We start from the raw sequence: 24,917 nt of genomic DNA, 5'->3' as shown, positions 1-24,917 counted from the left end.
GGCGGGCGGGTGCTGCTCTAGAAGACCGCGTGCGCGATCGAGTAGATCACCAGCCCCGCGAGTGCGCCGACGACCGTGCCGTTGATGCGGATGAACTGCAGGTCCCGGCCGACCTGGAGTTCGATCTTGCGCGAGGTCTCCTCGGCGTCCCAGCGTTCCACGGTGTCCGTGATGATCGTGGTGATCTCACGCGAGTAGTTGGTGACCAGGTACGCCGCGGCACCCTCTAGCCAGCCGTCCACTTTGGACCGCAGGCTGTCGTCGGAGACGAGCCGCGTGCCCAGGGAGCTCAGCCCGTCGCGCACCCGAAGCCGCAGCTCGCTCGACGGGTCCTCGGCGGCGGCCAGCAGCATGCCCTTCGCGGTCGTCCACGCCGAGCCGATCAGCCGCTGCACGTCGGGGTGATCGAGGAGCTGCTGCTTGACCAGTTCGGCGCGCGCCATCGTGTCCGGGTCCTTCTGCAGGTCCTGTGCGAACTCGCCGAGGAACTTGTCGAGCGCCAGCCGCATCGGGTGGTTCACGTCGGTCTTGACCGCCCACGCGAACGACAGCACCTCGCCGTACACCTTGTCCGCGAGCATCGCGTCGACGAACTTCGGAGACCAGGTGGGCGCCCGGTCGGACACCACCCGCAACACGGTCGCGTGATTGTCGCGCACCCACTCGTACGAGCGGTCGCACATCAGGTCCACCAGCTTGTAGTGCGCACCATCGGCGAAGACCTGCTCCAGCAGCTTGCCCAGCGGCGGCCCCCACTGCTGGGCGACCACGCGGCGCACGAGCGCCTGCTCGAGGACGGCCTGGACGTCTTCGTCACGCAGCACGGTGACCAGCCCACGGACCATGGTGGCCAGTTCGGAGGTCACCCGCTCGGCGTTGTCGCGCTGGGAAACCCACTCCCCCAGCCGGCGCGCGATCTCGGCGCGGCGGAGCTTGTCGCGAATGACATGTTCCGACAGGAAGTTCGCACCGACGAACTCGCCGAGGCTGCTGCCCAGCGCGTCCTTCTTGTTCGGGATGATCGCGGTGTGCGGGATCGGGATCCGCAGCGGATGCCGGAACAGGGCGGTCACGGCGAACCAGTCGGCCAGCGCGCCGACCATGCCGGCTTCGGCCGCCGCGCGGAGATACCCCACCCAGCCGGTCCAGCCGGCGGCTTGGGCCCAACTGGTCAGCGCGAACACGACGGTCGCCCCGAGCAGGAAGGACAGGGCGACCAGCTTCATCTTCCGCAGCCCGCGCCGTTTTGCCTGCTCATCGGCCAGGCCGCCGAGCGGATCGACGGGCGTTGTTTGCTCCACACCCCCATTGTCCGTGAGGATCGTCGATTATGCGCAAACCTGCTCTCGTCCCCCGCCTGCGCCCGTTCACCTCGACGATCTTCGCCGAGATGACGGCGCTCGCGGTCCGCACCGAAGCGATCAACCTCGGCCAGGGATTCCCGGACACCGACGGGCCGGCGAGCATGCTCGACGCCGCGAAGGACGCCTTGTACGGCGGCGCGAACCAGTACCCGCCCGGCCCCGGTCGCCCCGAACTGCGGTCCGCCATCGCCCGGCACCGCGCCCGTTACGGCCTCGAATACGACCCGGAGACCGAAATCCTCGTCACCGCCGGGGCCACCGAGGCGATCACCGCCGCGATGCTCGCGCTCACCGAACCCGGCGACGAGGTGATCGTGATCGAGCCGTACTACGACTCGTATCCCGCGGCGGTCGCGATGGCGGGCGCCACGCGGCGGGTGGTTTCGCTGGTGGAGGACCAGGACGGCCGGTTCGCGCTCGACCTCGAGGCGCTCCGCGCCGCCGTCACGCCCGCGACGAGGGCGATCCTGGTCAACTCGCCGCACAATCCGACCGGCACGGTGTTCACCGACGCCGAACTTTCGGCGATCGCGGACCTGTGCGTGCGCAACGACCTGTTCGCGATCACCGACGAGGTGTACGAGCACCTGGTCTACGACGGCGCCGGACACCGCCCGCTCGCGAGCTTCCCCGGTATGCGGTCGCGGACGGTGTCGATCTCCAGCGCGGGCAAGACCTTCAACTGCACCGGCTGGAAGATCGGCTGGGTCTGCTCGTCCGCCGAACTCGTCGGCGCGGTGAAGGCGGCGAAGCAGTTCATCACCTTCGTCTCCGGCGGCCCGCTGCAGCCCGCCGTCGCCCGGGCGCTCGACCACGAACTGCCGTGGGTCGAAGGGCTGCGGGTGTCCCTGGGGCGCAAGCGGGACCGGCTGTCGGCCGGGCTCGTGGAGGCGGGCTTCACCGTGCATCCGAGCCTGGGCACCTATTTCGTCTGTGCGGACGTACGGCCGTTGGGCTATTCGGACGCCACCGAACTGGCCTGGCAACTGCCGGAACGGGTCGGCGTGGTGGCGGTGCCGGTCAGCGTCTTCACCGATCACCCGGACGAGTGGAAGCACCTGTTGCGGTTCGCGTTCTGTAAGCGGGACGAGGTGCTCGACGAGGGGATCGTCCGCCTGCACAAACTGCGTTAGGCGTGGTCGTAGCCCTGCGTTTCGAGCGCGCGCCGCAGGCGGTCGAGCGCCCGGCGGCGTAACGGCCCGATGCTCCCCGGTGGGATGCCCAGCTTGACGGCCAGTTCCGCGTGCGTGAGCCGGGCATCGCCGGCGAGCAGGTGGATGAGCTCACGATGCCGGTCGGGCAGGCGCTCGACCGCCTGCCACAGCACCCGGTCGCGTTCGGCGTCCAGCAGCGCGTGCTCGGCGGAGCGCTCCGGTTCGGCCGGATCCTGGTCCACGCACGGAACTTCACGCCGGCTCGCGGTCAGCGTGTGCAGCGCCTGGCGGCGGGCCGTGGTCGCCAGCCACGCCGGGAGACGCGCCGGATCGCGCAGGCCGCCGGACACCTGCGCGAGCTTGAGCCAGGTGTTCTGGCAGACATCGAGCGCGTCGGCTTCACCAAGGCGGTAGGACCGGGCGATCCCCAGCACCAGGGCGGAAAGCGCACGCACGAGAACGCGCCACGCCGTTTCGTCGCCCCCGGCGGCTCTCCCGAGCAGCTCACCGAAATCGAACTCGGTCAACGCGGGTGCCTCCGTCTCGCCGTCCGCCACTCAACGGAATTGGGACGCGACGTACCGCGATTCGGCTCCGCGAAGACCCAGGTCAGCACGGAGTTGAGTAGTCATACTCAGGGACAGCCCCGCACTGGACGATACCCAGAGTGATCGTTGTCTGGTTAGATGCACGCAAGCCGGTGGCTCTTTTCGGCCGTCTGGGGTGGATCGGAAGCTTTCGAAGTGAAACACTCGCCAGCGGTGCTAGAAATGGGCCGGTTCCGCACTGCGGATGACCAGGTCGAACAGGATATCGACAAGAGCAACTCAGAGCTCACCCGGACTGAGCCGGGCCCGGGACGGTGGTGATGGCGGTGAGGGATGCGGAGGTCACGCATCGTGCCGTCCCGCTCTGGGGCAAGCTGCTGGCGGCCGCGGGTTTCGCCTTCGCCGGATGGCTCGTCGCCGGGCTGCTCGGCGGCCTCACCGCCTCGGCCGACGAGACCCCGCAGGGCACCGAGCCCACGCTGGCCGGGCAGGTCACGCAAGCGCAGGGCGGCCTTCTCGGCGGCCTGCTGACCACGACCGTCTCGACGGTCGAGCACACCGTCGACGCCCTCACCTCGACAGTCACCGCCACCGTGCAAACCGTCACGACCACCGTGACCGAGACGACCACCACGGTCGTCCAGCCGGTCACCGCGGCGCTCGCGCCGGCACCCGCGGCGCCGGCTCCGAAGCAGCACGCGACCACCAAACAGACCCGCGCCGCCTCGGCACCACCGAAGGCGGTCAGCACTCCACCGGCCCCCAAGCCCGCACCGGTCCCGGACCGGCAAGCGGCCGTCGTAACCCAGCCGTCCCTCGAGCACCCCCAGCCGCCGCGACCCGCGGCGGCGCCGAGCACACCGGCGCCGGTCACCGAGCATGTCGTGCGGGCGAAGAACCCGTTGCCCGTACCGCCGAGCGCGCCGGGCGGCCAGGCATGCAGCGCCGTCGCCGCACACGACGGCGGCGGGAACACCAAGCATCCGCTGGCGGTCCTCACCACGCGCTCCGGCATCGCGGCGCTCGCGCCCATCGGTGTCCCCCGGCGGGACGCGCACGCCGGCAACAGCCGTGAAGCGGCCTTGCCGACCACCTCCCCCGACTGACCCCCACCTCGGTTCCGCGGGCGAGCCACGCCCAGAACAAGATCAACTTCTTGTATTTTCCTTACCGAGGGGCGTTTCATGCACACCTTCATGCTTCCCGATCGGCCGGGGTCGCCCGGCCGGTTCGGGTCTTGGTCCCGGTGCCGCGTTGCCCCTGCGGCGCCGGGACTCACCGGCACGCCTCGGGCGTTCCCGCTCACCGCGCCGAGCGGGAGCAAGTCCCCGATGCGCGCCTAGCCGCCGGGCCTGCCGGCACGTCGAGGGGCGGTGCCGGCGGGCCCGGGCGGCGTTACGACAGCCGGTGCGCTGGATGACCACCTGTTTCCCTGGAGCGGACTCATCCGGCGCACCGGCTGTTCTTACGCGAGCGCCTGCCGCAACCGGTGCGCGTCCACGTCGAACCGCGCGAGGATGTCGGCGGCTGGGCCGCGGAGCACGGTGAGCGCGAGCAGGATGTGCTCGGAACCCAGGTTCCTCGCGCCCAGCCCGACCACTTCCCGGAGCGTCAACTCCAGGGCCTTCTTCGACTCGTCGGCGAAGCGGATGTGCTTGCCCTTCTTGCCGCGCCCGGAGCCCGCGAGCGCTGACGGCCCGTGCACCTCCTCGACACGGTCGATGATCCGGTCCACGTCGATGCCGAACTCCCCGAGCGCTTCGGCATCGGCCTCGCTGATCCCACCGCGGCGCCGGACTCGGCCCGCCTCGGCCACGACGTCGTCCACGGCGACGCCAAGGTTGGTCAGCAACCGCACGGCGGCGCTCTCCTGGCCGCGAAGCAGCGCGATCAGCAGGTGCAGCGGCGTGACCTCACGGGCGCCGACCTCCGCCGCGTCGCGCTGCGCCGCGACCACGGCCTCGCGCGCGTCCTGCGTGAATGCCTCGAACATCAGCTGCCTCCATGCTTCTTGTGCACGGCCTGCCGGCTCACCCCGAGCTCGGCGGCGATCTCCTGCCAGGACCAGCCGTGGGTGCGGGCGCTGCGCACCTGCACGGCCTCGAGTTGCTCCAGCAGCCGGCGCAGGGCGGCCACGGCCCGCAACCCCACCCGGGGGTCGCGATCGCCCGCGCGGGCGGCCAGATCTGTTGCCTCACTCATGCTGTCAACCTACGTTGACACGGCCCAGTCGTCAACCTTGGTTGACATACGTAGGCTCGAACCGTGCCCACGATCAAGGTCGCCGAGCAGGCAGGCGTCGGCATCGACGGCGCGCCGCGGCCCAGCGAGGATCACGTCGTCATCCTGGAAAACGCGGTGGTGCTCCTGGACGGCGCTACGGCGCCGGCACCGGGTCTGCCACCGGGTGGCTGGTACGCGGGGTTGCTCGCGGCCGAACTCGCCGACGCCTTGCGGGCGAAACCGGAAGAGGATCTGCGCGCGCTGCTGTCCGGCGCGATCGCCGCGGTGGCCGCCGCCCATGACCTGCACCCCGGGGCGTCGCCGTCGAGCACGGTGGCGATGCTCCGCTGGACCACTTCCCGCATCGACGGGCTGGTGCTCGCGGACAGCCCGGTCGTCGCCTTCGGCCCGGCCGGCGCCGATCCGCTGACCGACGACCGGCTTGCCAGGCTGCGGCGGTCCGGACGCCTCAACACGACGGCCGAGGTGCATGCGCTGCGGAACCGGCCCGGCGGATTCTGGGTGGCGGAGGCGACTCCGGCCGCCGCGTCGCGCGCACGGTGCCGCAGCTGGCCCCGCGGTTCGCTCGACGCGGTGTTGCTGGCCTCCGACGGGGTGTCGGTCGGCGTGGACGACTACGGCCTCTTCGACTGGCCACAGGTTCTCACCGCGGCGCGCGAGCGCGGCCTGTCTTCCGTTCTCGAGGCGGTGCGCGCGGCCGAGCGCACCGATCCGCGCGGCAAGCGCTGGCCACGCGCCAAAGTTCACGATGATCAGGCGCTCGTCCTCGTCGAGTTCGACGGAGCCGAACTGGGCCAATCGGCCGAATAACCCGCGCGGCATATCTGGCCGCCCGCCCGCTTCTCCTCAACGAGGACGAGGGCATGATGCGACCGTTCGTCGTGCACCCGCCCGAGGCCACCCGGCGGGTCTGCCGGTAGCGCTCCCGCTAGCTCACTGCGGCGACCCGGAAGACCGGGTAGCCCGGCGCGATCTCGCGCAGCTTCTCGTCGGGCGCGCTGGCATCGACACCGTCGAAGAAGATGCCGACCTCCCACTTCCAGCGCTTCAGGTACTCCCGCAACAGAACGGGCTTCTCGTCGTCACCGAGTTCGATCGCCCGGAAGCGTTCGGACCGCCGGCCCACTTGCAGCTCGCCTTCACCGGCCGCGCGCAGATTGCGCACCCACTGCGTGACGCCGCGTGGCGCGACGAGGTACTCCTGCCCGTCGACGGTGAGCAGGTTGACCGGGTTCGACCGCAGCTCACCGCTCTTGCGGCCCCGGACGTAGAGCACCCGGCTGCCCATCAGGCTCATCCCGCGCTTCGTCAGCCACCGCACCGTGTTGTGCATGAGGTACTCGCCCTTGCGGGGCTTGATGTAGCGAATCTCGTTCATCGGATCTCCTCGTCTTGGGAGAGCAGTGCTCTCTGTTGAGATCAGTGAACACCTCTGGCCGGCCACTGTCAAGAGCGGTGCTCTTGAATTTGTCCGTCGCTCTCATCAATGGCAGACTGGGCCGATGACCGCCATCAGGACCGCCCGGGACCGCGCCCGCGCCGAGCTGACGCAGGAGATCAAGAACGAGGCACGGCGCCAGCTCGCCGAGGTCGGCGCGCACGGCCTCTCGCTGCGTGCCGTGGCGCGCGAGCTGGGCATGGTCTCGTCCGCGCTGTACCGCTACTTCCCGAGCCGGGACAACCTGCTGACGGCGCTGATCGTGGACGCCTACAACGCGATCGGCGAGGCGGTGGAAAAGGCCGACGACCAGGCGGAGCAGCCGCGAGTCCGGTGGCAGTCCATCTGGCAGGCGGCGCGCGGCTGGGCGCGCGAGCATCCCCACGAGTACGCACTGATCTACGGCTCTCCGATCCCCGGCTACCAAGCCCCGCAGGACACCGTCGGCCCCGCCGCCAGGGTCGCGCTCGCCCTGATCGACGTGGCCGCGGGCGGCGCGCTCCGACCCGCCTACCCGGGCCCCGAGGTCAGCGGACCGCTCCGGGAACAGGCACTCGGCCTGGCCGGCACGCTCGAAAAGGCGCTGTCCGCGGCCGAGGTCGGCCGCCTGATGATCGCCTGGACGCAGCTGTTCGGGGCGATCAGCTTCGAACTGTTCGGCCAGTACGTGGGCAGCGCCGATCCGGCGGACGCATTCTTCTCCTACACCTGCCTCCAGATGGCGGATTTCGTCGGCCTCACCTGAGGCTCCGGACCAGCTCGTGGCGAGTCAGCGGCCCGACGTCGAGCACCACGGAACCGTCATGCCCTTCCGCCGCCGAGCAGGTCGATGACCTCGTCGTCACTGGTCTGTGTGAAGTCGGCGTACCACTCGCCGATGGCACGCAACTCGTCCGGCGCCAGCAGGCATATCACGTCGTCCACCTCGGCCTTGATGGCCGCCGCTGCCTCCAGCGCGGCGACCGGGGTGGCGAAGACGAGGGAGCGCGGCCTGTCGGCACGGATCACGTGCGCCGCGGCGCGCGCGGTCACCCCGGTCGCGAGACCGTCGTCGACGAGGATGACGTCACGGCCGGCGCGCGGCTGCGGAGCGCGCCCCTGCAAGTAGACCCGCTCGCGCCGGCGGGCTTCGGCCTGCTCCGCGTCACGGCTTTCCCGCAGGTCCTCAGGATGGAGGCCCAGCGCACGCAGGCTGCGCGCGTCATAGGTGGCGTCCCCGCTCGCGGTGACCGCACCGACGCCGAACTCGGGCTGGCCAGGGGCACCGATCTTGCGGGCCACAGCGACGTCCAGCGGGGCGTCGAGCACCTCCGCGACGGCGTGCGCGACGACGACGCCACCGCGAGCGAGCCCGAGCACCAGTGGATCGTGCCACCGGCGCCGGCCGAGCTCCTCGCCCAGGTGCAGACCGGCCGCCCGCCGGTCCCGAAACGCCCGGATGCGTGTCATCTTCGCCGGATACCCAGGGTTGACGTCGAGGACACCCGCGCCACGCGAGTGTCCTCAATAGACAAAAAGCCGGTCTCGCCGACCGGCTTCCTCCACGCTGAAGCCGCCGGCCGACGGGACCGGAGCCACCCCGAGGGTGGCCATGCTGCCTTGGCAACTTCGCCCGAGGCTACCCAACGGTCGCGCCCCGGCGAACACCTGTAGTGAAATCGAAATCTCACGGCGCCGACCAGGTGATCACGCCGGGCCGCGCAGGTGCCTGGCCGCCCTGGCGGACGAGTGCAACCGGTCCGGGGCGATATCCAGCACATCGGACAGCCACCCCCGCCAGTACGGCCCTGGCACCCGCTTGCCGCGCTCCCACCGGGAAACCTCATCCCGTCCGAGACTGCCGTTTCCGGACGCCGACGCGAGCGTGTCCGCCAGGCCGTGTTGGGTCAGCCCGTGCTCGCGCCGGGTGGACCGGATGAGGGATCCGATCGGTTCGCAGTCGCCGGATCCTCGACGAAACCGCACGCCGCGCTCACGGGTCGGCATGCGCCCGACACTAGAAGCCCGCTCGGCGGCCAGCGATCCGTTTCGCGCACGGTTTTATCCTCTTCGCGCATGCTGCCGGCCGAGGGTCTGTTTTGGCGACTCACCGAACCGCGCCCGGTAAACGGCGGCGAACCGGCCGTGATGGACGATGCCCCACCTGCTGGTGATCTCGCCGACGGTCGTGGTGTCGCACTGAGCCGCGCACAACTCGTCGTGCACGCGCTGGAGCCGGACACCCCGGAGATACTCGCTGGGTGAGCTGTCGAGCTGTTCACGGAAGGCTTTTTGCAGTGCGCGGACGCTCACCCCCGCCTGGCGGGCCAGGCTCGCGGACGTATGTGCCCATTCCGGATGCCCCTCGAGCAGATCGACGGTGACGCCGAGCAATCGCGAGGGCACGGGGCGGTGATCCCCGTTGAGCATCCGGGTGTAGTTGTGCGGCTGGGCGAGCAGCAGGCCGACGATGAGGGCCTGCTCGAACTGCTCCATCGCGAGCGGATGGGTCAGGAGCGAATCCGGGTTGCCGAGATCGGCGATGCTGGCCTTGAGCGACTGGACCCAACTGCGCGCGTACCCCGTGGTGACATCCATCCCGAGCTGGAACCGGATCGGCCTGCGCAGCGGCCCGTTCAGCATCTCCGACAATCGCGCCTCGACGGCCGCGCGCTCGATCCGGACGACGATGTTTCCGCAGTCCTTCGACAAGCGCATCTGCACCGGTTCCGTCGGCGATGCCACCGCGATCATTTCCGCGCCTGTCTGCACATGTTCGAAACTGCTCTGATAAGTACCTGTTCCCGCAGCCGGCAGCATTACCGCGAAGAAGGAGCCGAGTTCGCCGGGATCCACCCTGGTGTCCCAGCCGTAGGCGACGTACGCAATCGCTATATTGCGAATACGGTGGCAATGCATGCGCGCGTGCAACTCCGCGTTCGGCCCCAGCAGGTCCAGCTTGTGCGGGCAGAAGATCTTCGCTACGTGATCACGCGTTTCGTCGAGATTCCTGGACTCGAACAGTTTGCATCTTTCCAGCGGTAACGGTGTCATTGTCCCGGGCAGTCGTGTTCGATCCAGGGCTGGGCGACTTCGACTCCCACACACCTCCGGGACATACCCTGGAGCGTTTTCTCCGGAAACGCTACCGGCAAATGGGTGTAGTTTGCTGACTGCAAATTGCAGCCCGTTAGCGAGTCCTTTGTACCGGCTCGAGCACCGCGGTGAACTGCCGCATCGCACCACGAGCGCGCACGATCCGGTAACCCCGCAGCTGCGCCGCCTTCGACCGGACCTCCTCGGCCACGTCGACGACGTATTCCAGGTGGCTCGCGGTGTAAACGCGGCGCGGGAGCGCGAACCGGACCAGCTCGCGCGGCGCCGGGAGCTCCGGGCCGCCGTCAAGCGCGGGCTTGCCGAACACGAGCGTCCCGAGTTCGCACACCCGAACCCCGCCCGCGAGGTAGAGCTCGTTGGCGAACGCGGTCGCCGGCAGCTGGTGCGGGGGAATGTGCTCGAGCAGGAGACCCGCGTCGAGATACACGGCGTGGCAACCGGTCGGCTGGAGCACCGGCAGCCCGGCGAGCCCCAGCTGATGGCCGAACCAGCGCGCCGATTCCGCGCGATACCGGAGATATCCGGGTTCGGTGACCTCGAGCAGGCCCTGAGCAAGCGCTTCCAGATCGCGCCCGGCGAGCCCGCCATAGGTGGGGAACCCTTCGTACGCAATGACTTGCTCGGCACACCGGTTCGCGAGGTCACCGTCACGAAGAGCGATGAGGCCGCCGATGTTGCCGATGCCGTCCTTCTTGAGACTGGCCCAGCAGCCGTCCGCGAGATCGAACATCCTGCGCGCTATCTCGCGCGGCGCGAAGTCGGCGTAGCCGGTTTCGCGCTCAGTGATGAGGTATGCGTTCTCCGCGAACCGTGCGGCATCGAGGAACAGCGGAATCCCGCGCGCGGCACAGAGTTTCCGCGCTCCGGCGATGTTGCGCAGGGACACCGGCTGGCCGCCGTTGGCGTTGTTGGTCACCGTCAGCACGACACACCGGACGCGCCGCCCGGATTCGCCGCCGAGCAGCGAGGCCAGCGCGTCGAGATCGAGATCGCCCCCGAACGGGTTGGGAACGCCCTGAAATGCCGAAACGGACAAATCGACGGCTTCGGCGCCGGTGGCCTCGACACTCGCCCGCGTACTGTCGAAATGCGTGTTGCTCACAGAAATGTCGCCGGGCCTCAGCACATTGCCGAGCACTATCCGCTCGGCGGCGCGCCCCTGGTGCACCGGCAGTATCTCCGGGTAGCCGGTCAACTCCGTTACGACAGCCTTGAATCGCTCGAACGAACGCGCGCCGGCATAGGACTCGTCACCGTTCATCAGCGCCGCCCACTGCGCCGCCGACATGGCCGCCGTCCCGGAGTCGGTCAGGAGGTCGATCGTGATCTTCCGGGCGGGCACCCGGAACAGGTTGTGACCGGCGCCGACCAGCGCTTCATGCCGCTCCTCGACGGTCGGGAACGGGATCGGCTCGACGGCCTTGATGCGGAACGGCTCCATACTGTGCCGATCGTGATCAGTAAAGGACGGCATGCGGATCTCCTGACCCCCGGGCGAGCCCAACCTCCCCAGGGTGGCGGCCCGGCAACGCTGCCGGTAGAGGCCAATCCCGTCCTATTGGAATTGCATCCCGACCATTCACCGCACCGTAAAGTGATCTGCGCCACAATCTTTATTCGAGCGTGATTCACATGTAACTATCGAGCCACGATTGCTCCGAAACCTTCTCCCGAAGGGCGAAGATCTGAGTTGTGGAAGTCGCGGTCGAGCAGGTCAGCTTCGCTTTCCAGCCGCTGTACAGCCTGCACACGGGCGGCATCGTCGGCGTCGAGGCACTTGCCCGGCCCGCCTCCGGGAAAGTCCAGGAGCTGCTCCGGTACGCGATGCGGAAGGGGCGCCTTGTCAAGGTGGACGCCGCGCTCGCCGCGCGCGCCGTGGTCGAGGAGTCGTCCTACGAGACCCTGCTCCCACTCCACCTGAACCTCACCGCCGCGTCCGCCGCCGCCCCGCAGCTGGTACTCGATTCGCTGCTGGAGACGCTGACGGCCACCGGCAGGCGGGCCCGCGAAATCGTCCTCGAGATCGGCTCGCCGTTCCACGGCGTACCGGCCAAGGCCCTGCTCGCCGGCGCCGCCCGGTTCGCCGAACTCGGCTTCCGCATCGCCTTCGACAACCTCGGCCACGGTGACGTCCCGCTCAACCTGCTCGCCGACGCCCGTCCCGATCTGATCAAGCTCGACCGCACGACGCTGTACCGGCTCCCCGACGATCAGCCTACCGCCGCGCTCGTCGAAGCCCTCTGCCATTTCGCGGACCGCACCGGCATCCGCCTCGTCGCGACCGGTATCGAAACCGAGGACCAGCTGGCGACCGTGCGGCAGCTCGGCGTCCGCATCGTGCAGGGCAACCTGTTCGCCCCCGCGCGGGAGGACGGGGTCCCGACGACGGGCCTGACCACCGTCGACCCCGGGCCGGTCCGGATGTCGGCGGCCAGCCCGCGCGTCGACGACTTCCTGCACGCTCCCGCGACGCTGCCCGCGGACGCGACCTGCGACCAGGTCCGCAACGTGCTGCTCGACCAGGACGCGCCGACCGGGATCATCGGGCTGGACCCCGGCGAGCGGCCCGTATGGTCGATCGACCGCGCGCGTTTCCTGCTCGATCTGACCGGCCCGTTCGGGCACGCCTTGCATGCGAACAGGCCCGCGGCCCGCCTCGCCGACGCGCCGCGCACGATCCGCACCGGCGCGGGCGCGCTCGAACTGCTCGATCTGGTCACGGACGCCGAACTGGACCGTACCGGCGACGACGTGGTGGTGATCGACGGCCAGGGACGCTGTCTCGGCGTCGTCCTCGTGCACGAGCTCATCCGCGAAGTCGCCGAAATGAAGATCGAAGAGGCCGCGGCGCTCAATCCGCTCACTAGGCTGCCGGGCAGCGACGCGGTCGCCCGCGAAGTGGACCGGCGGCTCGTCGGCGGGCACCCGACCGTCGTGGCGTGGCTCGACATCGACTCGTTCAAGCGCGTCAACGACACCGCAGGTTTCGCCGCGGGCGACGATCTGATCCGCGCGCTCGGGCGCGCGCTGTCCGATCTCAGCGTGAAACTGCGCAGTGTCACGGTCAGCCACGTCGGCGGCGACGATTTCCTGATCGCTTGCGATATCGACGAAGTGACCACGGTGGCCGACACCCTGCTCGACGCGCCGTGGGCCGTCGACGGGATGCCGGTCACGGTTTCGTTGGCGACCGTCGTATGCACCGGCACGATGGCGAAGTCCTATCGCGAGGTTTCCCGGTTGCTGGCGCCGCTGAAGAAATCGGCGAAGCAGGTGATCGGTTCGAGCTGGGTCAACGGCTGGCCCGGTTCGGAACGCGTCGAGATCCTCCGCGGGCGGCCCGCACCAAGACGCTGAGCTACTCGGTAGAGTGACGCGGCCAGATTTTTGGGGGGAATTCCCGTCCGACCGGATCCGCCTGCGCTTTGTCGCGCCCTAACGCAGGCGGGCGCGCCCACGACACTATCGCCGTTCAAGGTGGTTCTAAGGTCGCCACGTGGTCGTTCCCAAGTTCGATCCCGGCGATACTCCGGGCTACGTCTACGAAATGATGGCCGAGCACCTCGCCGCCCGGATCGAGGCCGGCGAACTGGCCCCGAATACGCCCCTGCCCTCGGAACGCAGGCTGGCGCAGGAATACGGTGTCTCGCTGGGCACCGCGCGGCACGCCACGCGCCTGCTTCGCTACCGGGGACTGGTGGTGACAATCAGGTCGAAAGGAACGTACATCGCCGACCGGTATAAGCGGGAGGATGAGAAATAGCGGCGTTCAAGACGACACGAACGGAGCGATCGCGCTGCCACGCCCCGCCGAGCTGATCGGCCACCAGCTCGGGAACGGCACTACCGCCAACGTAACCAGGAATTCGCCTTTCCAGGAACGAGGTAATGGCCTCGTGCGACAATCCGACCGTCGCGAGCCGCACCTGCTCACGCTCCCGCGTAAGCGACCACGTCGATCTCGAACTTGATGTGCCCGCTGAGGCTATGCGCCCACCTTGACCACGTCAGACAGTCGTAGCCGGGCACCTCCGGCCGGATTCCCGGGCTGCATTGCCAAAGCGACAAACGAACTCAGCACCACGATCATGAGCGCACCACCGGCCCAGCCGATGGATGCGGGCAACCGGGCACGTTGACCAGAAATATGAGGCGCCATCCGCGGACGCTGATCAACATCCCCCCGAACATCGGCCCGAAAGCCATGGCGAAACCTGCCACCGAGCCGAAGACCGCCAGCGCGAAACTTCGCTGCCTTCCCTGAAGGACCTCGCTCAGCAGCGCCGGCCCGATCGCAAGGAGCGTCGCTCCGCCGATGCCCTGCACCGAACGGGCCGCGACCAGCATCGCGGCGCTCGTCCCAACGGTCTGATATCGACCCGGCAAGCATGAGAAATATGGCAAGCGCCGTCGCGTACGAGTTGATCACCCAGTGCAGTTCGCTGGCGGTCAGCCGGCCTAACCACGCCTTCCCCCGTGTCGGGCTTCCCGCCACGGCCCGTGTACGCTCTTCGACGGAGGATTGGCCGAGCGGCCTAAGGCGCACGATTGGAAATCGTGTTGGGTGTTACAGCCCTCACGGGTTCGAATCCCGTATCCTCCGCGCTTGACCAGGCGAAACGCCGGGTGACCCCGCCAGCGGGTGCCCGGCGTTTCGCCTCTCCGTTGCAGTTGCCCTACTCAGGCCGGTATCGGGACACCGGCCGAGCCGTCGTCGTCCTCGCCCAACAGCGCCCGGAACGGCCTGGCGAGTCCCTCCGGAAGCGACTCAGCAAGCTGATGTGCCCGCCGACTTCTTCCGCGACGGCTCTCACCAGTTCGTCCGTGACGTTTATGCACCTCTTCGCGATGCTCGCGTCGGACCAGCCCATCAACTCCATGACCGCAGGCAACGGCACCTTGAGCACGACCAGCACAGTTGCTGCCGTTCGCCAACCACCCCGTCATTTTCGTGACCTGAAACGACACGAACACCTACGCGGAATAGGCCGGTAAAGTGCTGCCGAGCGGGCAACAATGGGAGAAGTCAGCACGCGGTACGCGAGGCGCTGTCTACCCCTGCGGAGACCAGCCAACTCCCGCAAAATGCAATGTCCGCGAAAATGGAGTCGGCGCAACCACTCCGGGCGACCGCTATCAAAGCGGTGTCAGTCCGTACGGGGTTTACCACATGTGCGGAAACGTCTGGGAATGGTGCGCGACGGAGACACGTCACGGCCGCCACGAATCGAAGGGCGGCGCCTGGACAAGCCCCTTCGACCGTGCAACCCCGTCGTCGTTCAACGATGCGGCAGCGACCATGTGCGATGACGAAACAGGTTTTCGGTGCGCTACTCCAGTCGAAAGCTTGGCGAGTCTGCTCAAGGGTCAGCGCGGCTTGTAGGCGTCGCGGCGATGCCGGATATCGCGAATGGTGACCGCTCGTTTTTCGTCGTCGATCACGTAGCGAAGACGCCATTCCCGCATGACGCGCGCGGAATGTACGCCGTGGAATGGCGCGTCCAGCTCCTTGCCGACGCGGTGCGGATTCTCGGCGAGCGGGCCGTTCAGGAAGTCGGAGACGGCCATAACATCGATCGGTAACTGTTCGGCGAGGGCGCGGCGGGCCGTGCGGGTCAGGTTGATCTCGTAGGGCTCAGCTGTCACGGTTGCCGTTCGCGCTCGATGCGTTCGGCAATCAGTGCGTTGATAGCGTCGCGGCCGATGACCACGGGTTCGGTGTCCTCCAGCGCACGGCGGGCGTCGGGGTCTGCCAGTACTTCGATGGTCTCGCGTAGCCGGTCCAGCTCGCCGGACGGCACTACGTCGGCCACGTGCTCGCCGTGGGCGATGACCGAGATGGTCTCGCCGTGTTCGGCACGGCGCGCAACCTCAGCCAGGGACGGGTTGTCCTCGGCGCGGACGGTGCCTGCTGGTTCGCTCACGCTTCTCAGGATACCGCGTCGGCGCGGTCCCTGACAGGGCACGTGACGGGTGCGGCGTCCACCCGTCACGGCGGCGCGCTCCAACGTATGCGCAGCTCAGGCCATTCCTGGCCCGTCACAGCGCATGTGACGGGTTGAGTCGCTGGGAGCCCAAGCGGGGCCAGGTCGTGTCACTCGCCGGTAGCGCTGACCTCAGGGCCGGGAACGAGCCGAAAAACGCTGTCTCGTACGGTCGCTGAGCTACTGGTGGAAGGCGGTTGGCGTGGGTGCCTACCGGGAACCGGCACAGGGCCTTTCAAGCGTTGCGGTTCAGGTTGCAGTTGGCCCAGATCACGTGCGAGTGGCCGTGGCGGTTTCCGTTGCAGTTCGCTCCCGGCCGGATTTCCTCCAGCGTTGCAGCTATCCGCCGTATCCGCAGGTCAGCGCGGGTCTGCACGCGCCTGAACAACCCGAAGCGGAACGCCGGGCATGCCCGCACCGGGTGCCCGGCGTTCTGCTGTTGCGGTTGCGATTTGGCTTGCAGTAAAACCGCGAGCCAGGCACGGTGTTCGCCGCCATCAACCCCGGGGACGGCGACCAACCGGCGTCGGAACGGCGTCTACGACATCTGCGTCGCCGTGTGGGTACCTTGCCGACCACGGCCTTGTGCTGCTTGGGCGGAGCAATTGCCAAAACCTCATGAAGGTCACTTCGCGGCGCAGTTGGCGAGCCGATCAGGGGCCGTGTCCGGTTCGGTGAGCGTCCGCGACGCGTCAACCAAGTTCGTTCGCCGCGTGGGCGGCGCTCGCGGCTGGTGCCGTGTTCTCGGCCGCGTCTCCGGGGCGCACCCGGGCGGCTTGCTGGAGCCAGGCAACGTGAGCCTGGAACGCTTCGCGCCCGTTCGGGGTCAGCCGGAACCAGGTCCGCGGCCGGCGGCCGACCGCCCCTTTCCTGACTTCGACGTAGCCGGCGTCTTCCAGGAGCCGCGAGTGCTTCGACAGCACCGAGTCACTGATCCCCGCGGCGTCGCGCAGCGCGGCGAACTCGACCCAGTCCGCGCCGCTGGCCAGCAGGCCGCAGATCGACAGCCGGGTGATCGGGTGGATGACCGGATCCAGCCGGGCGGCCGGCGTGCCCTTGCCGGTCATCTCGCCCCCCGGCCGGTCTGCAGGTCCCGTCGGATGCCCCGCAGATGGCCCTGCCAGCAGCACGTTCCCACCACGGTAGCGAGCCCGCCGACCACTATCGCAGCCGCGAGCAGCCTGTGCTCGAGCAAGAGCGTTTCCCCCGCGTCTGCCGCGAAGATCACCATCACTATGGCGATCGTCCAGGCTCGGCCAGACGGGTACCGCCAGGTCACTATGCCCACATTCACACCGCTGACCCGGGCCAGAGCGTATTGCGCCAGCAGGAACACCACGATGACGAGCAGGCTGCCCCCGATGCCCGCACCGGTGAGGTAGTGGGATCCGATCGGCATCGCAAAGGCCACGGCCCACGCGAACGCCATGGCCGCGACGTACCACCACGGCGTCTCCAGGCGGCCGGCCAACTGCGCCCGTTGGGCACGCAGCAACTCCAGCATCGCCGGGTTCTTCATGTCGTCTCTCATCGCCATGCCACTCCACTTCAAGTACTTTCTACTATGGAAAGTACTTGAAGGGGAGTTGCTACGCCACCGATCCGAGATAGGCCAGGCCCAGCGAGCCGGTCTGGAAATCGCCGTCGGGACTCCGGACCGCGATAGCGACACTCATAGGTCAAGAATTCACCCGAAGCAGCGGCGTGACCAGCGATGCATCACTCGAACAGCCTAGTGCGATCAAGGCGGGCAGCTACCGATAGTTTTATGGGGGTCGCCACCAACGGCGGCCACGCAGCTCGACAGAACCGAGGAGAACCCGCGCCGATGGCCGGAGTCGAAGAGATCCGTGCAGGGATCGCGATGGCGAACGAGAAGTGCAATGCCAGTGTCGCCGCCCTGCAACAGGCCGCCCAGGCACTCGAGGAGGCTCAGCAGATCCTGGGACAGGTAACAGCCGGTAGCACCCAGCCCGAGGTGACTCAGGCACATGGCTTACTCGCGGAAGCCGTCCAGGGCATAACGGGTCAACAGAGCACGATCGAGGCCGCGGTTTCCTCGGCCGAGTCCTACTCCGCTCGGCTGTAGATGTATTCGCTGGGCGAGCTCCACGCGCAACTGGGTGCTTTCCGTGCGAAACTGGCGGAGGCAACCGGACACACCAATCGTGCGGTGGAGCTGCTGGATGAGGCACGCGAAACGATCGTCACGGCCTTCGAACAGGCGGAGCCGTGGCTACCGCCCCAACTCGCTCTCGCCGAGGCACGCCTTCACCAGGACGCCGACCGCCTCGCGGCGGCCGACGAGCTGGTGAGCGGCTACCAGGCAAGCCTCTGATGAAGTTCATGAAGTCCAGTGAACAGCGCGGCCGGGTGCTGACCGCGCTGAACACGATGCGTCAACAGCTCGGCCTCGTGCTCGGTGCGGCGCGGTCCGCCCGCGAATCCGCCGAGGCCGAGCTGGAGCGGCTCCGACTTGAGCAGCGCCTCGTCCAGGCCGGGATCGGCAAGGCGACCGGCGAGGACCTGCGGCATCCGGCGCTCGCGAGCGTCCGCGAGCAGCTGAACACGGTGCAAGCCGCCTTCTACGCCGAGGCCGCCACCGTCCCGGGCCGCCTGCGCCAGCTCGTCGCCGAGACCGCGCCCGGCCCCGCCGGCCGCCCCCCGAGTGACTGGCTCGGGCGAGTCGGCAAGGAAAAGCTCACCGTCCCGCCGCTCTGGCGCATCGGCTCGTCCACTGTGGACTCGACGGGGCCGTTCCCGGTCACCGTGCCGCTGCTGGACGAGTCCCACCTGGCGATCACCACCGCGCCGAAGACCCGCCCGGCGGCGGAATCGCTGGTCGAAGGGCTGCTGCTGCGCGTGCTGAGCAGCATGGAACCCGGGGCGGTCCGCGTGCACCTGTGGGACGTCGGCCAGCTCACGGCCGTCCTGCCCAACCTGTACCCGCTCAGCCGCACCAGCGCGGTCACCGTCTACGACCCAGCCCGCCTCGACGACCTGCTCGACGAGCTCGCCGGGTACATCCGCCGCACCCACGCCCAGACCATGCAGGCCGGCCATCATTCCCTGCGCACCATGCGCGAAGCGCTCGGCCAGCGCATCGAGCCGTGGCGCATCGCCGTGTTCTTCGGCAACGGCGAGGACTGGACGCGTGAACAGCTCCGCGAGCTCAAGCGCATCGCCGGCGGCGCGCTCGCGGCCGGCATCTCGCTGATCGGCGTGGACCTGCCGACCATGCTCGGCGGCGGGGTCGAGAACATCCGCTTCGCCGACGAGCAGCACGCGGTGACCAGCATGACCGGGCCGGACATCGTCGTCGACCTCGACCCGCCGATCCCGGGCGCCGAGGTCAGCGGGGCGGCCAGCCGACTCGCGGACGCGGTCATCGCCAAGCAGGGCGGTCCGCGGTCCTTCGCCGATCTGCTCCCGGCCGGGCTGGGCGAGGAAAGCTCCGCCCGCGAACTGCGCGCGCCCGTCGGGTTCTTCGAGGGTGACCCGGTCGAGGTGGTCATCGGTGACGGCTCCCCGCACGCGCTGATCGGCGGCCCGAGCGGATCCGGCAAGACGAACTTCCTGTACGCGCTGATCGGCAGCCTCGCCGCCCGCTACCCGCCGGATGAGCTGGCCCTGTACCTGCTGGACTTCAAGGAAGGCGTGTCCTTCGCGGGCCTCGCGCCCGGCCGGCGTGACGCGAGCTGGCTGCCGCATGCCCGGCTCATCGGGGTCAACGTCAACACCGACCGCGAATTCGGGCTCGCGCTGCTGCGGTTCCTCGCCGACGAGCTACGGCGGCGTTCGGCCGCGGCGAAGGAGCACGAGGTCACGGACCTGGCCGAGTTGCGCCGGCAGGATCCCGGCGGGAGCTGGCCGCGGATCGTCGCCGTGATCGACGAGTTCCAGTACTTGTTCGCCGGCCGCGACACGGTCACCAACCAGGCGACCGCGCTGCTGGAGGACATCGCCCGCCGCGGCCGCGCGCAGGGCATCCACCTGATCCTGGCGAGCCAGGACATCGCCGGGATCGACGCGTTCTGGGGCAAACCCGCGGTATTCGAGCAGTGCACGCTGCGGATCGCGATGCCGAAGGCGCGGCGCGTGCTGGCCGAGACGAACAACGCCGCGGTGGCCGCGCCGAAGTGGCACGCAGTGGTCAACCACGATTCGGGCGTCGCGCACGGGAACCAGCTGGCGCACGTGCCGGACGCGAGTAGCCGGGACATTTTCTCGTCTCTGCAACGGAAACTGTGGGAACTCTACGCCGAGGAGCATCAGCGCCCGCGCCTGTTCGACGGCGCGCACTCACCGACACTCGAGCACGTCCCCGCGTTCACGACGCTCGCACCAGGCGGGCGGCCGCGCGCGCTACTCGGCCAGTCGATCGACGTCGAGGAGAAGGCCTGCGCGGTGGACCTGCTCAACGCGCCGGGCCGGAACCTCGCCGTACTGGGCACCGCGGCCGCCGAGGCACTGTCCATCATGGACACCGCGGCGAAGTCGCTCGCCCGGCAGTACCAGCCCCATGAGGTCGAGTTCCTGGTGTCGTGCCTGATCGACCGGTGCCGGCCGCCGGTGGAGCATCTCGTGCAGACGCTGAAGGCCGAGGGACACCTCGTCGAACCGTTGCACGAAGAAGAGCTTGGTGCGCGCATGCTCAAGCTCGTCGAGGAACCGTCCGAGCGGACACGGATCCTGCTGCTCTACGGCGTCGACGCGGCGTTGCCGTTGCTGGAAGCGAAGAAGCCTGGCGAACTCAAGAGCGGGCTGGATCATTTTCGCGCCGTCCTCAAGCAGGGGCCGACGAAGAACGTGCACACGCTCGGCTGGTGGCGCAGCACGGCACGGCTCAAGGACACCCTCGGCTTCGGCGGCACCGACGACATCGGCGCGTGGGCCGCGCTCGACGTGCAGGGCAGCGAGCTGAGCCAGTTCGCGGCCGGGCAGGTCGTGCACTGGTCGCCGCGGCCGGGACGCGCCTTGTTCTTCGACCGCAGCACGCATGTCTCGCCGGAAGTGATGATCCCGTTCGACCGTCCGGAGTACTGATGGAATCCGCGGCCATGCACTACAAGGAGATCGTCGGGCTCGCCGGGCAGGCGGCCGAGGAACTGCGCGCCTGGGAGGTGCGGCGCGCGCAGGAACTGGAGACCGAGATCGCGGCCGCCGAGCAAGCCGTCGCCGAGGCGGCCCACCGCGAGCAGCGCACGGCGCAGGTCGCGCACAACTGGTGGCGCATGGCGGAGGACAACGTCTCGCGCCTGCCGTGGCTCGAAGTCGCCGACGGCCCGGCACCGGCCGCCAACGCGCGCGGCGCGTGGCTGGACCGGTACCTCAACGAGCTCAAGCCGATCTACCAGGAACTGGTCGATTCGGTGCTGTCGCTGGGCTGGCGTGCCCGCCGCTAGGCCACATCCTTCAGCGCGCCCGCCCGATCCGTGCGCTCCCAGGGCAGAGCCAGATCGCTGCGGCCGAAATGCCCGTATGAAGCCGTTTGCGCGTAGATGGGGCGCAGCAGGTCCAGGTCACGGATGATCGCGGCCGGGCGCAGGTCGAACACCTCGGAGATCGCCGTCTGGATGCGGGCCGGGGCGACGTGCTCGGTGCCGAACGTCTCGACGAACAGGCCCACCGGAGCGGCCTTGCCGATCGCGTACGCCACCTGGATCTCCGCCCGGTCCGCGAGCCCCGCCGCGACCACGTTCTTCGCCACCCACCGCATCGCGTAGGCCGCCGAGCGGTCTACTTTGGACGGATCCTTGCCCGAGAAGGCGCCGCCACCGTGGCGGGCCATCCCGCCGTAGGTGTCCACGATGATCTTCCGGCCGGTCAGGCCCGCGTCCCCCATCGGCCCGCCCACCACGAACCGTCCGGTCGGGTTGACCAGCACCTTCGGGTCCTCGGCGGCCAGCCCCAGCGAAGCCGTCTCCGGGGCGATCACGTGCTCGCGCAGATCGCGGGCAAGCATCGTGTCCAGATCGATACCCTCGGCGTGCTGGCTGGAGATCACCACCGTGTCGAGGCGAATCGGCCGGTCACCGGCGTACTCGATGGTCACCTGCGTCTTGCCGTCCGGTCGCAGGTACGGCACCGTGCCGTTCTTGCGCACCTCGGTCAGCCGCCGGGAAAGCCGGTGGGCCAGCGCGATCGGCAACGGCATCAGCTCGGGCGTGTCCGAACAGGCGTAACCGAACATCAGGCCCTGGTCACCCGCGCCCTGCCGGTCGATCTCGTCGGCGGTGTCCGTGCGCGAGACGCCCTGCGCGATGTCGGGCGACTGCGCGCCGATCGCGACGTTCACACCGCACGAGTGGCCGTCGAAGCCCTTGGCCGAGGAGTCGTACCCGATGTCGAGGATCTTCTCCCGCACCAGGGCCGGAACATCCACATATGCCTCCGTCGTCACCTCACCGGCGACGTGGACCTGCCCGGTGGTGATCAACGCCTCGACCGCCACGCGTGCCCGCGGATCCGCCGCGAGCAGGGCGTCCAGGATCGTGTCGCTGATCGCGTCGCACATCTTGTCGGGGTGCCCCTCGGTCACCGACTCGCTGGTGAACAATCGCCGGTTTGCCGTCACAGTGCCGTCTCCTCGAAACGCTGGTGCATTCGTTCAGGGATCGGCTGAGGCGCGAAGCTGTTACAACACGGCGCGGCATCCGGTTCAGTAGGGCCGGAAGCGGACGATCTGCGGATCGTGATCGGACGCTTGCGTTGCGAATTCGGCGTTGATGTGCACGACGTCGTAGTCCATCCCGCGCGGGCGCTGCGCGGTGAGGATGTGGTCGAGCACCTGCGAACTGCCCTCGTAGACGTAGCTGTACCGCTCGCTGACCGGGAGTGTGCCGATCAGGTCCGTCAGCTTCCCGCCCGCGGTGAGCGTTCCCAGCGCCGGGGAGAACTGGTAGTCGTTGAGGTCACCGGCGACGATCACGTTGGCGTGGGGGTCGCCGGTCAGCAACTGGTCCACGAACCCACGCACGACCTGCGCCTGCTCTCCCCGCTGGAGTTCGGAACTACGCGTAGGCGGCTGATAGCGGCCGTGCGTGGGCTGGTCGCCGCCCTTCGAGTTGAAGTGGTTCGCGATCACGAACACCGTGCGCCCGCGGAAGACGAACTCACCCGCCAGCGGCTTCCGGCTGTCCTCCCACGCCGTGTTCGCCGGGTCGATCCGGCCAGGCGAGACGGACAGGTGTACCTGGTGGTGCTGCTTCACCACCGACACCGGGGTCGTCGCGTCGCCGCCCGATCGATCCACAAAGGACACCCTGGCCGGGTTGAACAGGAAACCGACCCGGATGTTCCCGCCCGGCTGGCCGCCGTCCTTGCCTTCCTCGGGGTCGATTTCACGCCATTGGTAGCGCGGTCCGCCGGCGGCGGCGATGGCGTCGGTGAACCTCTTCAGCGTCTGGTCCGCCGCGACGAGGCCGTCACCGTTCCCGTCCGCCCCGTTGTTGTCCTGGATCTCTTCCAGGGTCACGATGTCCGGAGAGGACAGGTTGTCGACGATGCCGTGGGCCAGCTGGTCGAACTTCTCCTGGCCGTCCACAGCGGACAGGTTTTCGACGTTGTAGGTAGCCACGGCGAGCTCACCCGGCGACTGCTTGCGGGTGACCTCCTTGGTGATCCCGCCACTTTGGACACCGCCGAGGACGTTGGCTTGCAGCGTGTAGCCGCCGTACCGGTCGTACTCGATCGGTCCGGACGTGAGGCCGGTCAGCTCGTCACCGGTGTTCACCACCGGGAAAGGCCGCTGTGAGAAGGGAATCAGCGATTCGACCTTCAGCACGCCGGTATTGGGCTCGCCGTATCCCGGGTAGACAGTGCCGCCGCGGCGAGTCGGGTGCTGGCCCGGCTTCGTCGTCAAGTACAACTCGCTGTACTCGGTGGTCGGGCCGACGACGCGAGCATCGCTGACGCTGACGGTCTCGCCCTCGTGCGCTTCCCAGAAGTCGAGCGAATACTTCGCCGGTTCCAGCGGGAGGCTCTCGACGTCGCCGCCCGGCTGCGGGGCCAGGCTGTCGGGCACGGTGTTCGGCGTGATCACCGTCGGTGCGGGGACTGGATTCCCACTCGACTCGACGGTCCACTGTGCACTCGTAAGCTCAGTGGTGGACTGGTAGACCGAGGTGGCCGGGTTGTCCGGGTAGTACTCGGCGACGGTGCCGGTGACGGTGACGTCGTCGCCGGGCGCGACAGCCGGGGTGGTGGATCCTGTGTAGACGAAGAGCCCTTCGCTGGTGCGCGGGTCGCCGTCCGGGTGCGGATCGGTGAACCAGAAGCCGCGCGAGCCGAACGAGCGGATCGCGGTGACGGTCCCGGTTACGCCCGTGACCTTCTCGCCGTTGAGCGGCGAGATCCGGGTCGCGCCCTGGATGTCGTGGACCTTCGCGGCGACCGGCGGGGTGCCGCCGCCCGCGGTCTCGCCCTTGGTGTTGGTGGGCGTCGGGTTACCGGCGGTGAAGTCGGCGGCGTTGTCGTCGGTGTCGGCGCCGGTGCGCGACACGGAGGCGGTGTTGCTCGCGGCGGGGGCCGGATCCGTCTCGCGGACGGTCGCGGCGCCGTAGCCGACGAGGTCGTGGATCGACGGGTCGGCGGCACAGTCGGCCGTGGTGATGCAGGTCAGCGCGGTGGTGGAGTGGACGAGCGCGACGGTCCCGGCGCCGGCCGCCATCGCGATACCGCCCGTGGCATCGGGAGTCGGTAACGCGACAGAGCCACCCGATCCGGTGGACTCCGCAACGAGGTACCGCGCGCCCGGAGCGACGCTGCCGGTGAGCGGCGTGACCTGCCACTTGCTGGTGGCGCTCGGCGAGGCGGGCAGGTACTGCACGCTCCAGCCGTCGAGGCTCACCGCGGCGCCGCCGACGTTGGTCAACTCGACGAAATCGCTCGTCAGCGTGGCGCCGGAGTTGCCGCCACCGCCGTAGACCTCACCGATGAGCGCGTCGGCGCTGGGCGCGGCGAGGGCTACGGGGGCTCCGGCGACGACGATCCCGGCGGCGGCCACGAAGGCGAGCGCGCCCAGTCTCGAAGTCACTCTCAGTCCCCCTCAGTCTCGATCAGTCGAGGCATCGTCCCTCGAACCGGTG

General features: G+C 68.8%; 27 protein-coding genes and 1 tRNA gene. 12 read left to right on the top strand and 16 right to left on the bottom strand.

Annotated elements, in window-relative coordinates; all coding sequences use genetic code 11:
- Positions 1 to 17: 17 nt before the first annotated feature.
- Entirely contained in the window at positions 18 to 1,301 is a 1,284-nt protein-coding gene (locus FG385_RS04375) for a DUF445 domain-containing protein (RefSeq protein WP_139095295.1), read from the bottom strand.
- A gap of 29 nt (positions 1,302 to 1,330) precedes the next feature.
- Between FG385_RS04375 and FG385_RS04370 the strand changes: the two genes are divergently transcribed.
- Positions 1,331 to 2,497, top strand: coding sequence for a pyridoxal phosphate-dependent aminotransferase (locus tag FG385_RS04370; RefSeq protein WP_139095294.1), 1,167 nt, complete (start codon positions 1,331 to 1,333; stop codon positions 2,495 to 2,497).
- Here the strand turns inward: FG385_RS04370 and FG385_RS04365 are convergent.
- Entirely contained in the window at positions 2,494 to 3,045 is a 552-nt protein-coding gene (locus FG385_RS04365; RefSeq protein WP_139095293.1) for an RNA polymerase sigma factor, read from the bottom strand. The two genes, FG385_RS04370 and FG385_RS04365, sit on opposite strands and share 4 nt — an antisense overlap.
- A 347-nt stretch (positions 3,046 to 3,392) precedes the next feature.
- Here FG385_RS04365 and FG385_RS04360 point away from each other — a divergent pair, with 347 nt between their 5' ends.
- The gene (locus tag FG385_RS04360; protein WP_139095292.1) at positions 3,393 to 4,172 is read left to right on the top strand and encodes a hypothetical protein; all 780 of its coding nucleotides are present in this window, start codon (positions 3,393 to 3,395) and stop codon (positions 4,170 to 4,172) included.
- A gap of 359 nt (positions 4,173 to 4,531) precedes the next feature.
- Here FG385_RS04360 and FG385_RS04355 read toward each other — a convergent pair whose 3' ends face one another.
- Both FG385_RS04355 and FG385_RS04350 read right to left on the bottom strand, forming a co-directional pair.
- Entirely contained in the window at positions 4,532 to 5,059 is a 528-nt protein-coding gene (locus tag FG385_RS04355) for a Clp protease N-terminal domain-containing protein (RefSeq protein ID WP_139095291.1), read from the bottom strand.
- Positions 5,059 to 5,268: a helix-turn-helix domain-containing protein gene (locus FG385_RS04350; RefSeq protein WP_139095290.1), complete on the bottom strand. Its 210-nt coding sequence runs from the start codon at positions 5,266 to 5,268 to the stop codon at positions 5,059 to 5,061. Before FG385_RS04350 ends, FG385_RS04355 begins: the two co-directional genes overlap by 1 nt.
- Before the next feature lie 63 nt (positions 5,269 to 5,331).
- Here FG385_RS04350 and FG385_RS04345 point away from each other — a divergent pair, with 63 nt between their 5' ends.
- Complete coding sequence (locus FG385_RS04345) at positions 5,332 to 6,120, top strand: protein phosphatase 2C domain-containing protein (RefSeq protein WP_139095289.1); 789 nt, start codon at positions 5,332 to 5,334, stop codon at positions 6,118 to 6,120.
- A gap of 118 nt (positions 6,121 to 6,238) precedes the next feature.
- Here the strand turns inward: FG385_RS04345 and FG385_RS04340 are convergent, their stop codons facing one another.
- Positions 6,239 to 6,688, bottom strand: a complete 450-nt coding sequence (locus tag FG385_RS04340; protein ID WP_139095288.1) for a nitroreductase family deazaflavin-dependent oxidoreductase — start codon at positions 6,686 to 6,688, stop codon at positions 6,239 to 6,241.
- Positions 6,689 to 6,812: 124 nt separating this feature from the next.
- Here FG385_RS04340 and FG385_RS04335 point away from each other — a divergent pair, with 124 nt between their 5' ends.
- Positions 6,813 to 7,493 (top strand): TetR/AcrR family transcriptional regulator, encoded by a 681-nt coding sequence (locus FG385_RS04335; RefSeq protein WP_139095287.1) that lies wholly within the window; start codon positions 6,813 to 6,815, stop codon positions 7,491 to 7,493.
- A gap of 56 nt (positions 7,494 to 7,549) precedes the next feature.
- Here FG385_RS04335 and FG385_RS04330 read toward each other — a convergent pair whose 3' ends face one another.
- The 4 genes from FG385_RS04330 to FG385_RS04315 all read right to left on the bottom strand — a co-directional run bounded on the left by FG385_RS04330 (position 7,550) and on the right by FG385_RS04315 (position 11,285).
- Positions 7,550 to 8,197: a phosphoribosyltransferase gene (locus tag FG385_RS04330; protein WP_139095286.1), complete on the bottom strand. Its 648-nt coding sequence runs from the start codon at positions 8,195 to 8,197 to the stop codon at positions 7,550 to 7,552.
- A gap of 237 nt (positions 8,198 to 8,434) precedes the next feature.
- Entirely contained in the window at positions 8,435 to 8,734 is a 300-nt protein-coding gene (locus FG385_RS04325; RefSeq protein ID WP_139095285.1) for a helix-turn-helix domain-containing protein, read from the bottom strand.
- 54 nt (positions 8,735 to 8,788) lie between these two features.
- Positions 8,789 to 9,781, bottom strand: coding sequence for an AraC family transcriptional regulator (locus FG385_RS04320; protein ID WP_139095284.1), 993 nt, complete (start codon positions 9,779 to 9,781; stop codon positions 8,789 to 8,791).
- 136 nt (positions 9,782 to 9,917) lie between these two features.
- The gene (locus FG385_RS04315) at positions 9,918 to 11,285 is read right to left on the bottom strand and encodes a tryptophanase (protein WP_139095552.1); all 1,368 of its coding nucleotides are present in this window, start codon (positions 11,283 to 11,285) and stop codon (positions 9,918 to 9,920) included.
- Between the two features lie 251 nt (positions 11,286 to 11,536).
- Here FG385_RS04315 and FG385_RS04310 point away from each other — a divergent pair, with 251 nt between their 5' ends.
- The gene (locus FG385_RS04310; protein ID WP_139095283.1) at positions 11,537 to 13,201 is read left to right on the top strand and encodes a bifunctional diguanylate cyclase/phosphodiesterase; all 1,665 of its coding nucleotides are present in this window, start codon (positions 11,537 to 11,539) and stop codon (positions 13,199 to 13,201) included.
- A 139-nt stretch (positions 13,202 to 13,340) separates the two neighbouring features.
- The gene (locus FG385_RS04305; RefSeq protein WP_235022380.1) at positions 13,341 to 13,607 is read left to right on the top strand and encodes a winged helix-turn-helix domain-containing protein; all 267 of its coding nucleotides are present in this window, start codon (positions 13,341 to 13,343) and stop codon (positions 13,605 to 13,607) included.
- A 323-nt stretch (positions 13,608 to 13,930) separates the two neighbouring features.
- Here FG385_RS04305 and FG385_RS04300 read toward each other — a convergent pair whose 3' ends face one another.
- Entirely contained in the window at positions 13,931 to 14,191 is a 261-nt protein-coding gene (locus FG385_RS04300) for an MFS transporter (protein ID WP_139095282.1), read from the bottom strand.
- Between the two features lie 169 nt (positions 14,192 to 14,360).
- On the opposite strand from FG385_RS04300, the gene FG385_RS04295 reads away from it, so the two are divergent.
- A tRNA-Ser gene (locus tag FG385_RS04295) sits at positions 14,361 to 14,447 on the top strand.
- 393 nt (positions 14,448 to 14,840) lie between these two features.
- A complete protein-coding gene (locus tag FG385_RS04290; protein WP_235022378.1) occupies positions 14,841 to 15,227 on the top strand; it encodes a formylglycine-generating enzyme family protein in 387 nt (128 codons plus the stop codon).
- On the opposite strand, the gene FG385_RS04285 is transcribed toward FG385_RS04290, so the two are convergent.
- The 4 genes from FG385_RS04285 to FG385_RS04270 all read right to left on the bottom strand — a co-directional run bounded on the left by FG385_RS04285 (position 15,212) and on the right by FG385_RS04270 (position 17,365).
- Positions 15,212 to 15,490, bottom strand: a complete 279-nt coding sequence (locus FG385_RS04285) for a type II toxin-antitoxin system RelE family toxin (RefSeq protein ID WP_139095281.1) — start codon at positions 15,488 to 15,490, stop codon at positions 15,212 to 15,214. The two genes, FG385_RS04290 and FG385_RS04285, sit on opposite strands and share 16 nt — an antisense overlap.
- Entirely contained in the window at positions 15,487 to 15,768 is a 282-nt protein-coding gene (locus FG385_RS04280) for a type II toxin-antitoxin system Phd/YefM family antitoxin (RefSeq protein ID WP_139095280.1), read from the bottom strand. Before FG385_RS04280 ends, FG385_RS04285 begins: the two co-directional genes overlap by 4 nt.
- Positions 15,769 to 16,520: 752 nt before the next feature.
- Positions 16,521 to 16,895 (bottom strand): winged helix-turn-helix domain-containing protein, encoded by a 375-nt coding sequence (locus FG385_RS04275; protein WP_139095279.1) that lies wholly within the window; start codon positions 16,893 to 16,895, stop codon positions 16,521 to 16,523.
- Positions 16,892 to 17,365, bottom strand: coding sequence for a hypothetical protein (locus FG385_RS04270; protein WP_139095278.1), 474 nt, complete (start codon positions 17,363 to 17,365; stop codon positions 16,892 to 16,894). Before FG385_RS04270 ends, FG385_RS04275 begins: the two co-directional genes overlap by 4 nt.
- Positions 17,366 to 17,656: 291 nt before the next feature.
- On the opposite strand from FG385_RS04270, the gene FG385_RS04265 reads away from it, so the two are divergent.
- Genes FG385_RS04265 through FG385_RS04250 form a run of 4 tightly spaced genes read left to right on the top strand, consistent with a single transcriptional unit; the run spans position 17,657 to position 21,233 of the window.
- Positions 17,657 to 17,917, top strand: a complete 261-nt coding sequence (locus FG385_RS04265) for a hypothetical protein (RefSeq protein WP_139095277.1) — start codon at positions 17,657 to 17,659, stop codon at positions 17,915 to 17,917.
- Positions 17,918 to 18,166, top strand: coding sequence for a hypothetical protein (locus tag FG385_RS04260; RefSeq protein WP_139095276.1), 249 nt, complete (start codon positions 17,918 to 17,920; stop codon positions 18,164 to 18,166).
- An 8-nt stretch (positions 18,167 to 18,174) separates the two neighbouring features.
- Entirely contained in the window at positions 18,175 to 20,874 is a 2,700-nt protein-coding gene (locus FG385_RS04255; protein ID WP_139095275.1) for an FtsK/SpoIIIE domain-containing protein, read from the top strand.
- A complete protein-coding gene (locus FG385_RS04250) occupies positions 20,874 to 21,233 on the top strand; it encodes a hypothetical protein (RefSeq protein ID WP_139095274.1) in 360 nt (119 codons plus the stop codon). The genes FG385_RS04255 and FG385_RS04250 overlap by 1 nt, the downstream gene beginning before the upstream one ends.
- Here the strand turns inward: FG385_RS04250 and metK are convergent.
- Entirely contained in the window at positions 21,230 to 22,405 is a 1,176-nt protein-coding gene (metK, locus tag FG385_RS04245) for a methionine adenosyltransferase (protein ID WP_139095273.1), read from the bottom strand. The genes FG385_RS04250 and metK overlap by 4 nt on opposite strands.
- 84 nt (positions 22,406 to 22,489) lie before the next feature.
- Entirely contained in the window at positions 22,490 to 24,865 is a 2,376-nt protein-coding gene (locus FG385_RS04240) for a lamin tail domain-containing protein (RefSeq protein WP_235022377.1), read from the bottom strand.
- Positions 24,866 to 24,917 lie beyond the last annotated feature (52 nt).

The organism is Amycolatopsis alkalitolerans, from assembly GCF_006152065.1.
Taxonomy (GTDB): Bacteria; Actinomycetota; Actinomycetes; order Mycobacteriales; family Pseudonocardiaceae; genus Amycolatopsis_E; species Amycolatopsis_E alkalitolerans.
Note: the sequence above shows the minus strand (reverse complement) of the source record. Positions and strands in the feature narration are given on the sequence as shown.

What these genes read in the sequence shown, in the direction of transcription:
- FG385_RS04260 (WP_139095276.1), top strand. Translation starts at nt 17,918, where the DNA reads ATGTATTCGCTGGGCGAGCTCCACGCGCAACTGGGTGCTTTCCGTGCG.
- FG385_RS04315 (WP_139095552.1), bottom strand. Translation starts at nt 11,285, where the DNA reads ATGGAGCCGTTCCGCATCAAGGCCGTCGAGCCGATCCCGTTCCCGACC.
- FG385_RS04350 (WP_139095290.1), bottom strand. Translation starts at nt 5,268, where the DNA reads ATGAGTGAGGCAACAGATCTGGCCGCCCGCGCGGGCGATCGCGACCCC.
- FG385_RS04255 (WP_139095275.1), top strand. Translation starts at nt 18,175, where the DNA reads ATGAAGTCCAGTGAACAGCGCGGCCGGGTGCTGACCGCGCTGAACACG.
- FG385_RS04335 (WP_139095287.1), top strand. Translation starts at nt 6,813, where the DNA reads ATGACCGCCATCAGGACCGCCCGGGACCGCGCCCGCGCCGAGCTGACG.
- FG385_RS04325 (WP_139095285.1), bottom strand. Translation starts at nt 8,734, where the DNA reads ATGCCGACCCGTGAGCGCGGCGTGCGGTTTCGTCGAGGATCCGGCGAC.
- FG385_RS04270 (WP_139095278.1), bottom strand. Translation starts at nt 17,365, where the DNA reads ATGGCGATGAGAGACGACATGAAGAACCCGGCGATGCTGGAGTTGCTG.
- FG385_RS04330 (WP_139095286.1), bottom strand. Translation starts at nt 8,197, where the DNA reads ATGACACGCATCCGGGCGTTTCGGGACCGGCGGGCGGCCGGTCTGCAC.
- FG385_RS04250 (WP_139095274.1), top strand. Translation starts at nt 20,874, where the DNA reads ATGGAATCCGCGGCCATGCACTACAAGGAGATCGTCGGGCTCGCCGGG.
- FG385_RS04265 (WP_139095277.1), top strand. Translation starts at nt 17,657, where the DNA reads ATGGCCGGAGTCGAAGAGATCCGTGCAGGGATCGCGATGGCGAACGAG.
- FG385_RS04355 (WP_139095291.1), bottom strand. Translation starts at nt 5,059, where the DNA reads ATGTTCGAGGCATTCACGCAGGACGCGCGCGAGGCCGTGGTCGCGGCG.
- FG385_RS04275 (WP_139095279.1), bottom strand. Translation starts at nt 16,895, where the DNA reads ATGACCGGCAAGGGCACGCCGGCCGCCCGGCTGGATCCGGTCATCCAC.
- FG385_RS04340 (WP_139095288.1), bottom strand. Translation starts at nt 6,688, where the DNA reads ATGAACGAGATTCGCTACATCAAGCCCCGCAAGGGCGAGTACCTCATG.
- FG385_RS04320 (WP_139095284.1), bottom strand. Translation starts at nt 9,781, where the DNA reads ATGACACCGTTACCGCTGGAAAGATGCAAACTGTTCGAGTCCAGGAAT.
- FG385_RS04370 (WP_139095294.1), top strand. Translation starts at nt 1,331, where the DNA reads ATGCGCAAACCTGCTCTCGTCCCCCGCCTGCGCCCGTTCACCTCGACG.
- FG385_RS04300 (WP_139095282.1), bottom strand. Translation starts at nt 14,191, where the DNA reads ATGCTGGTCGCGGCCCGTTCGGTGCAGGGCATCGGCGGAGCGACGCTC.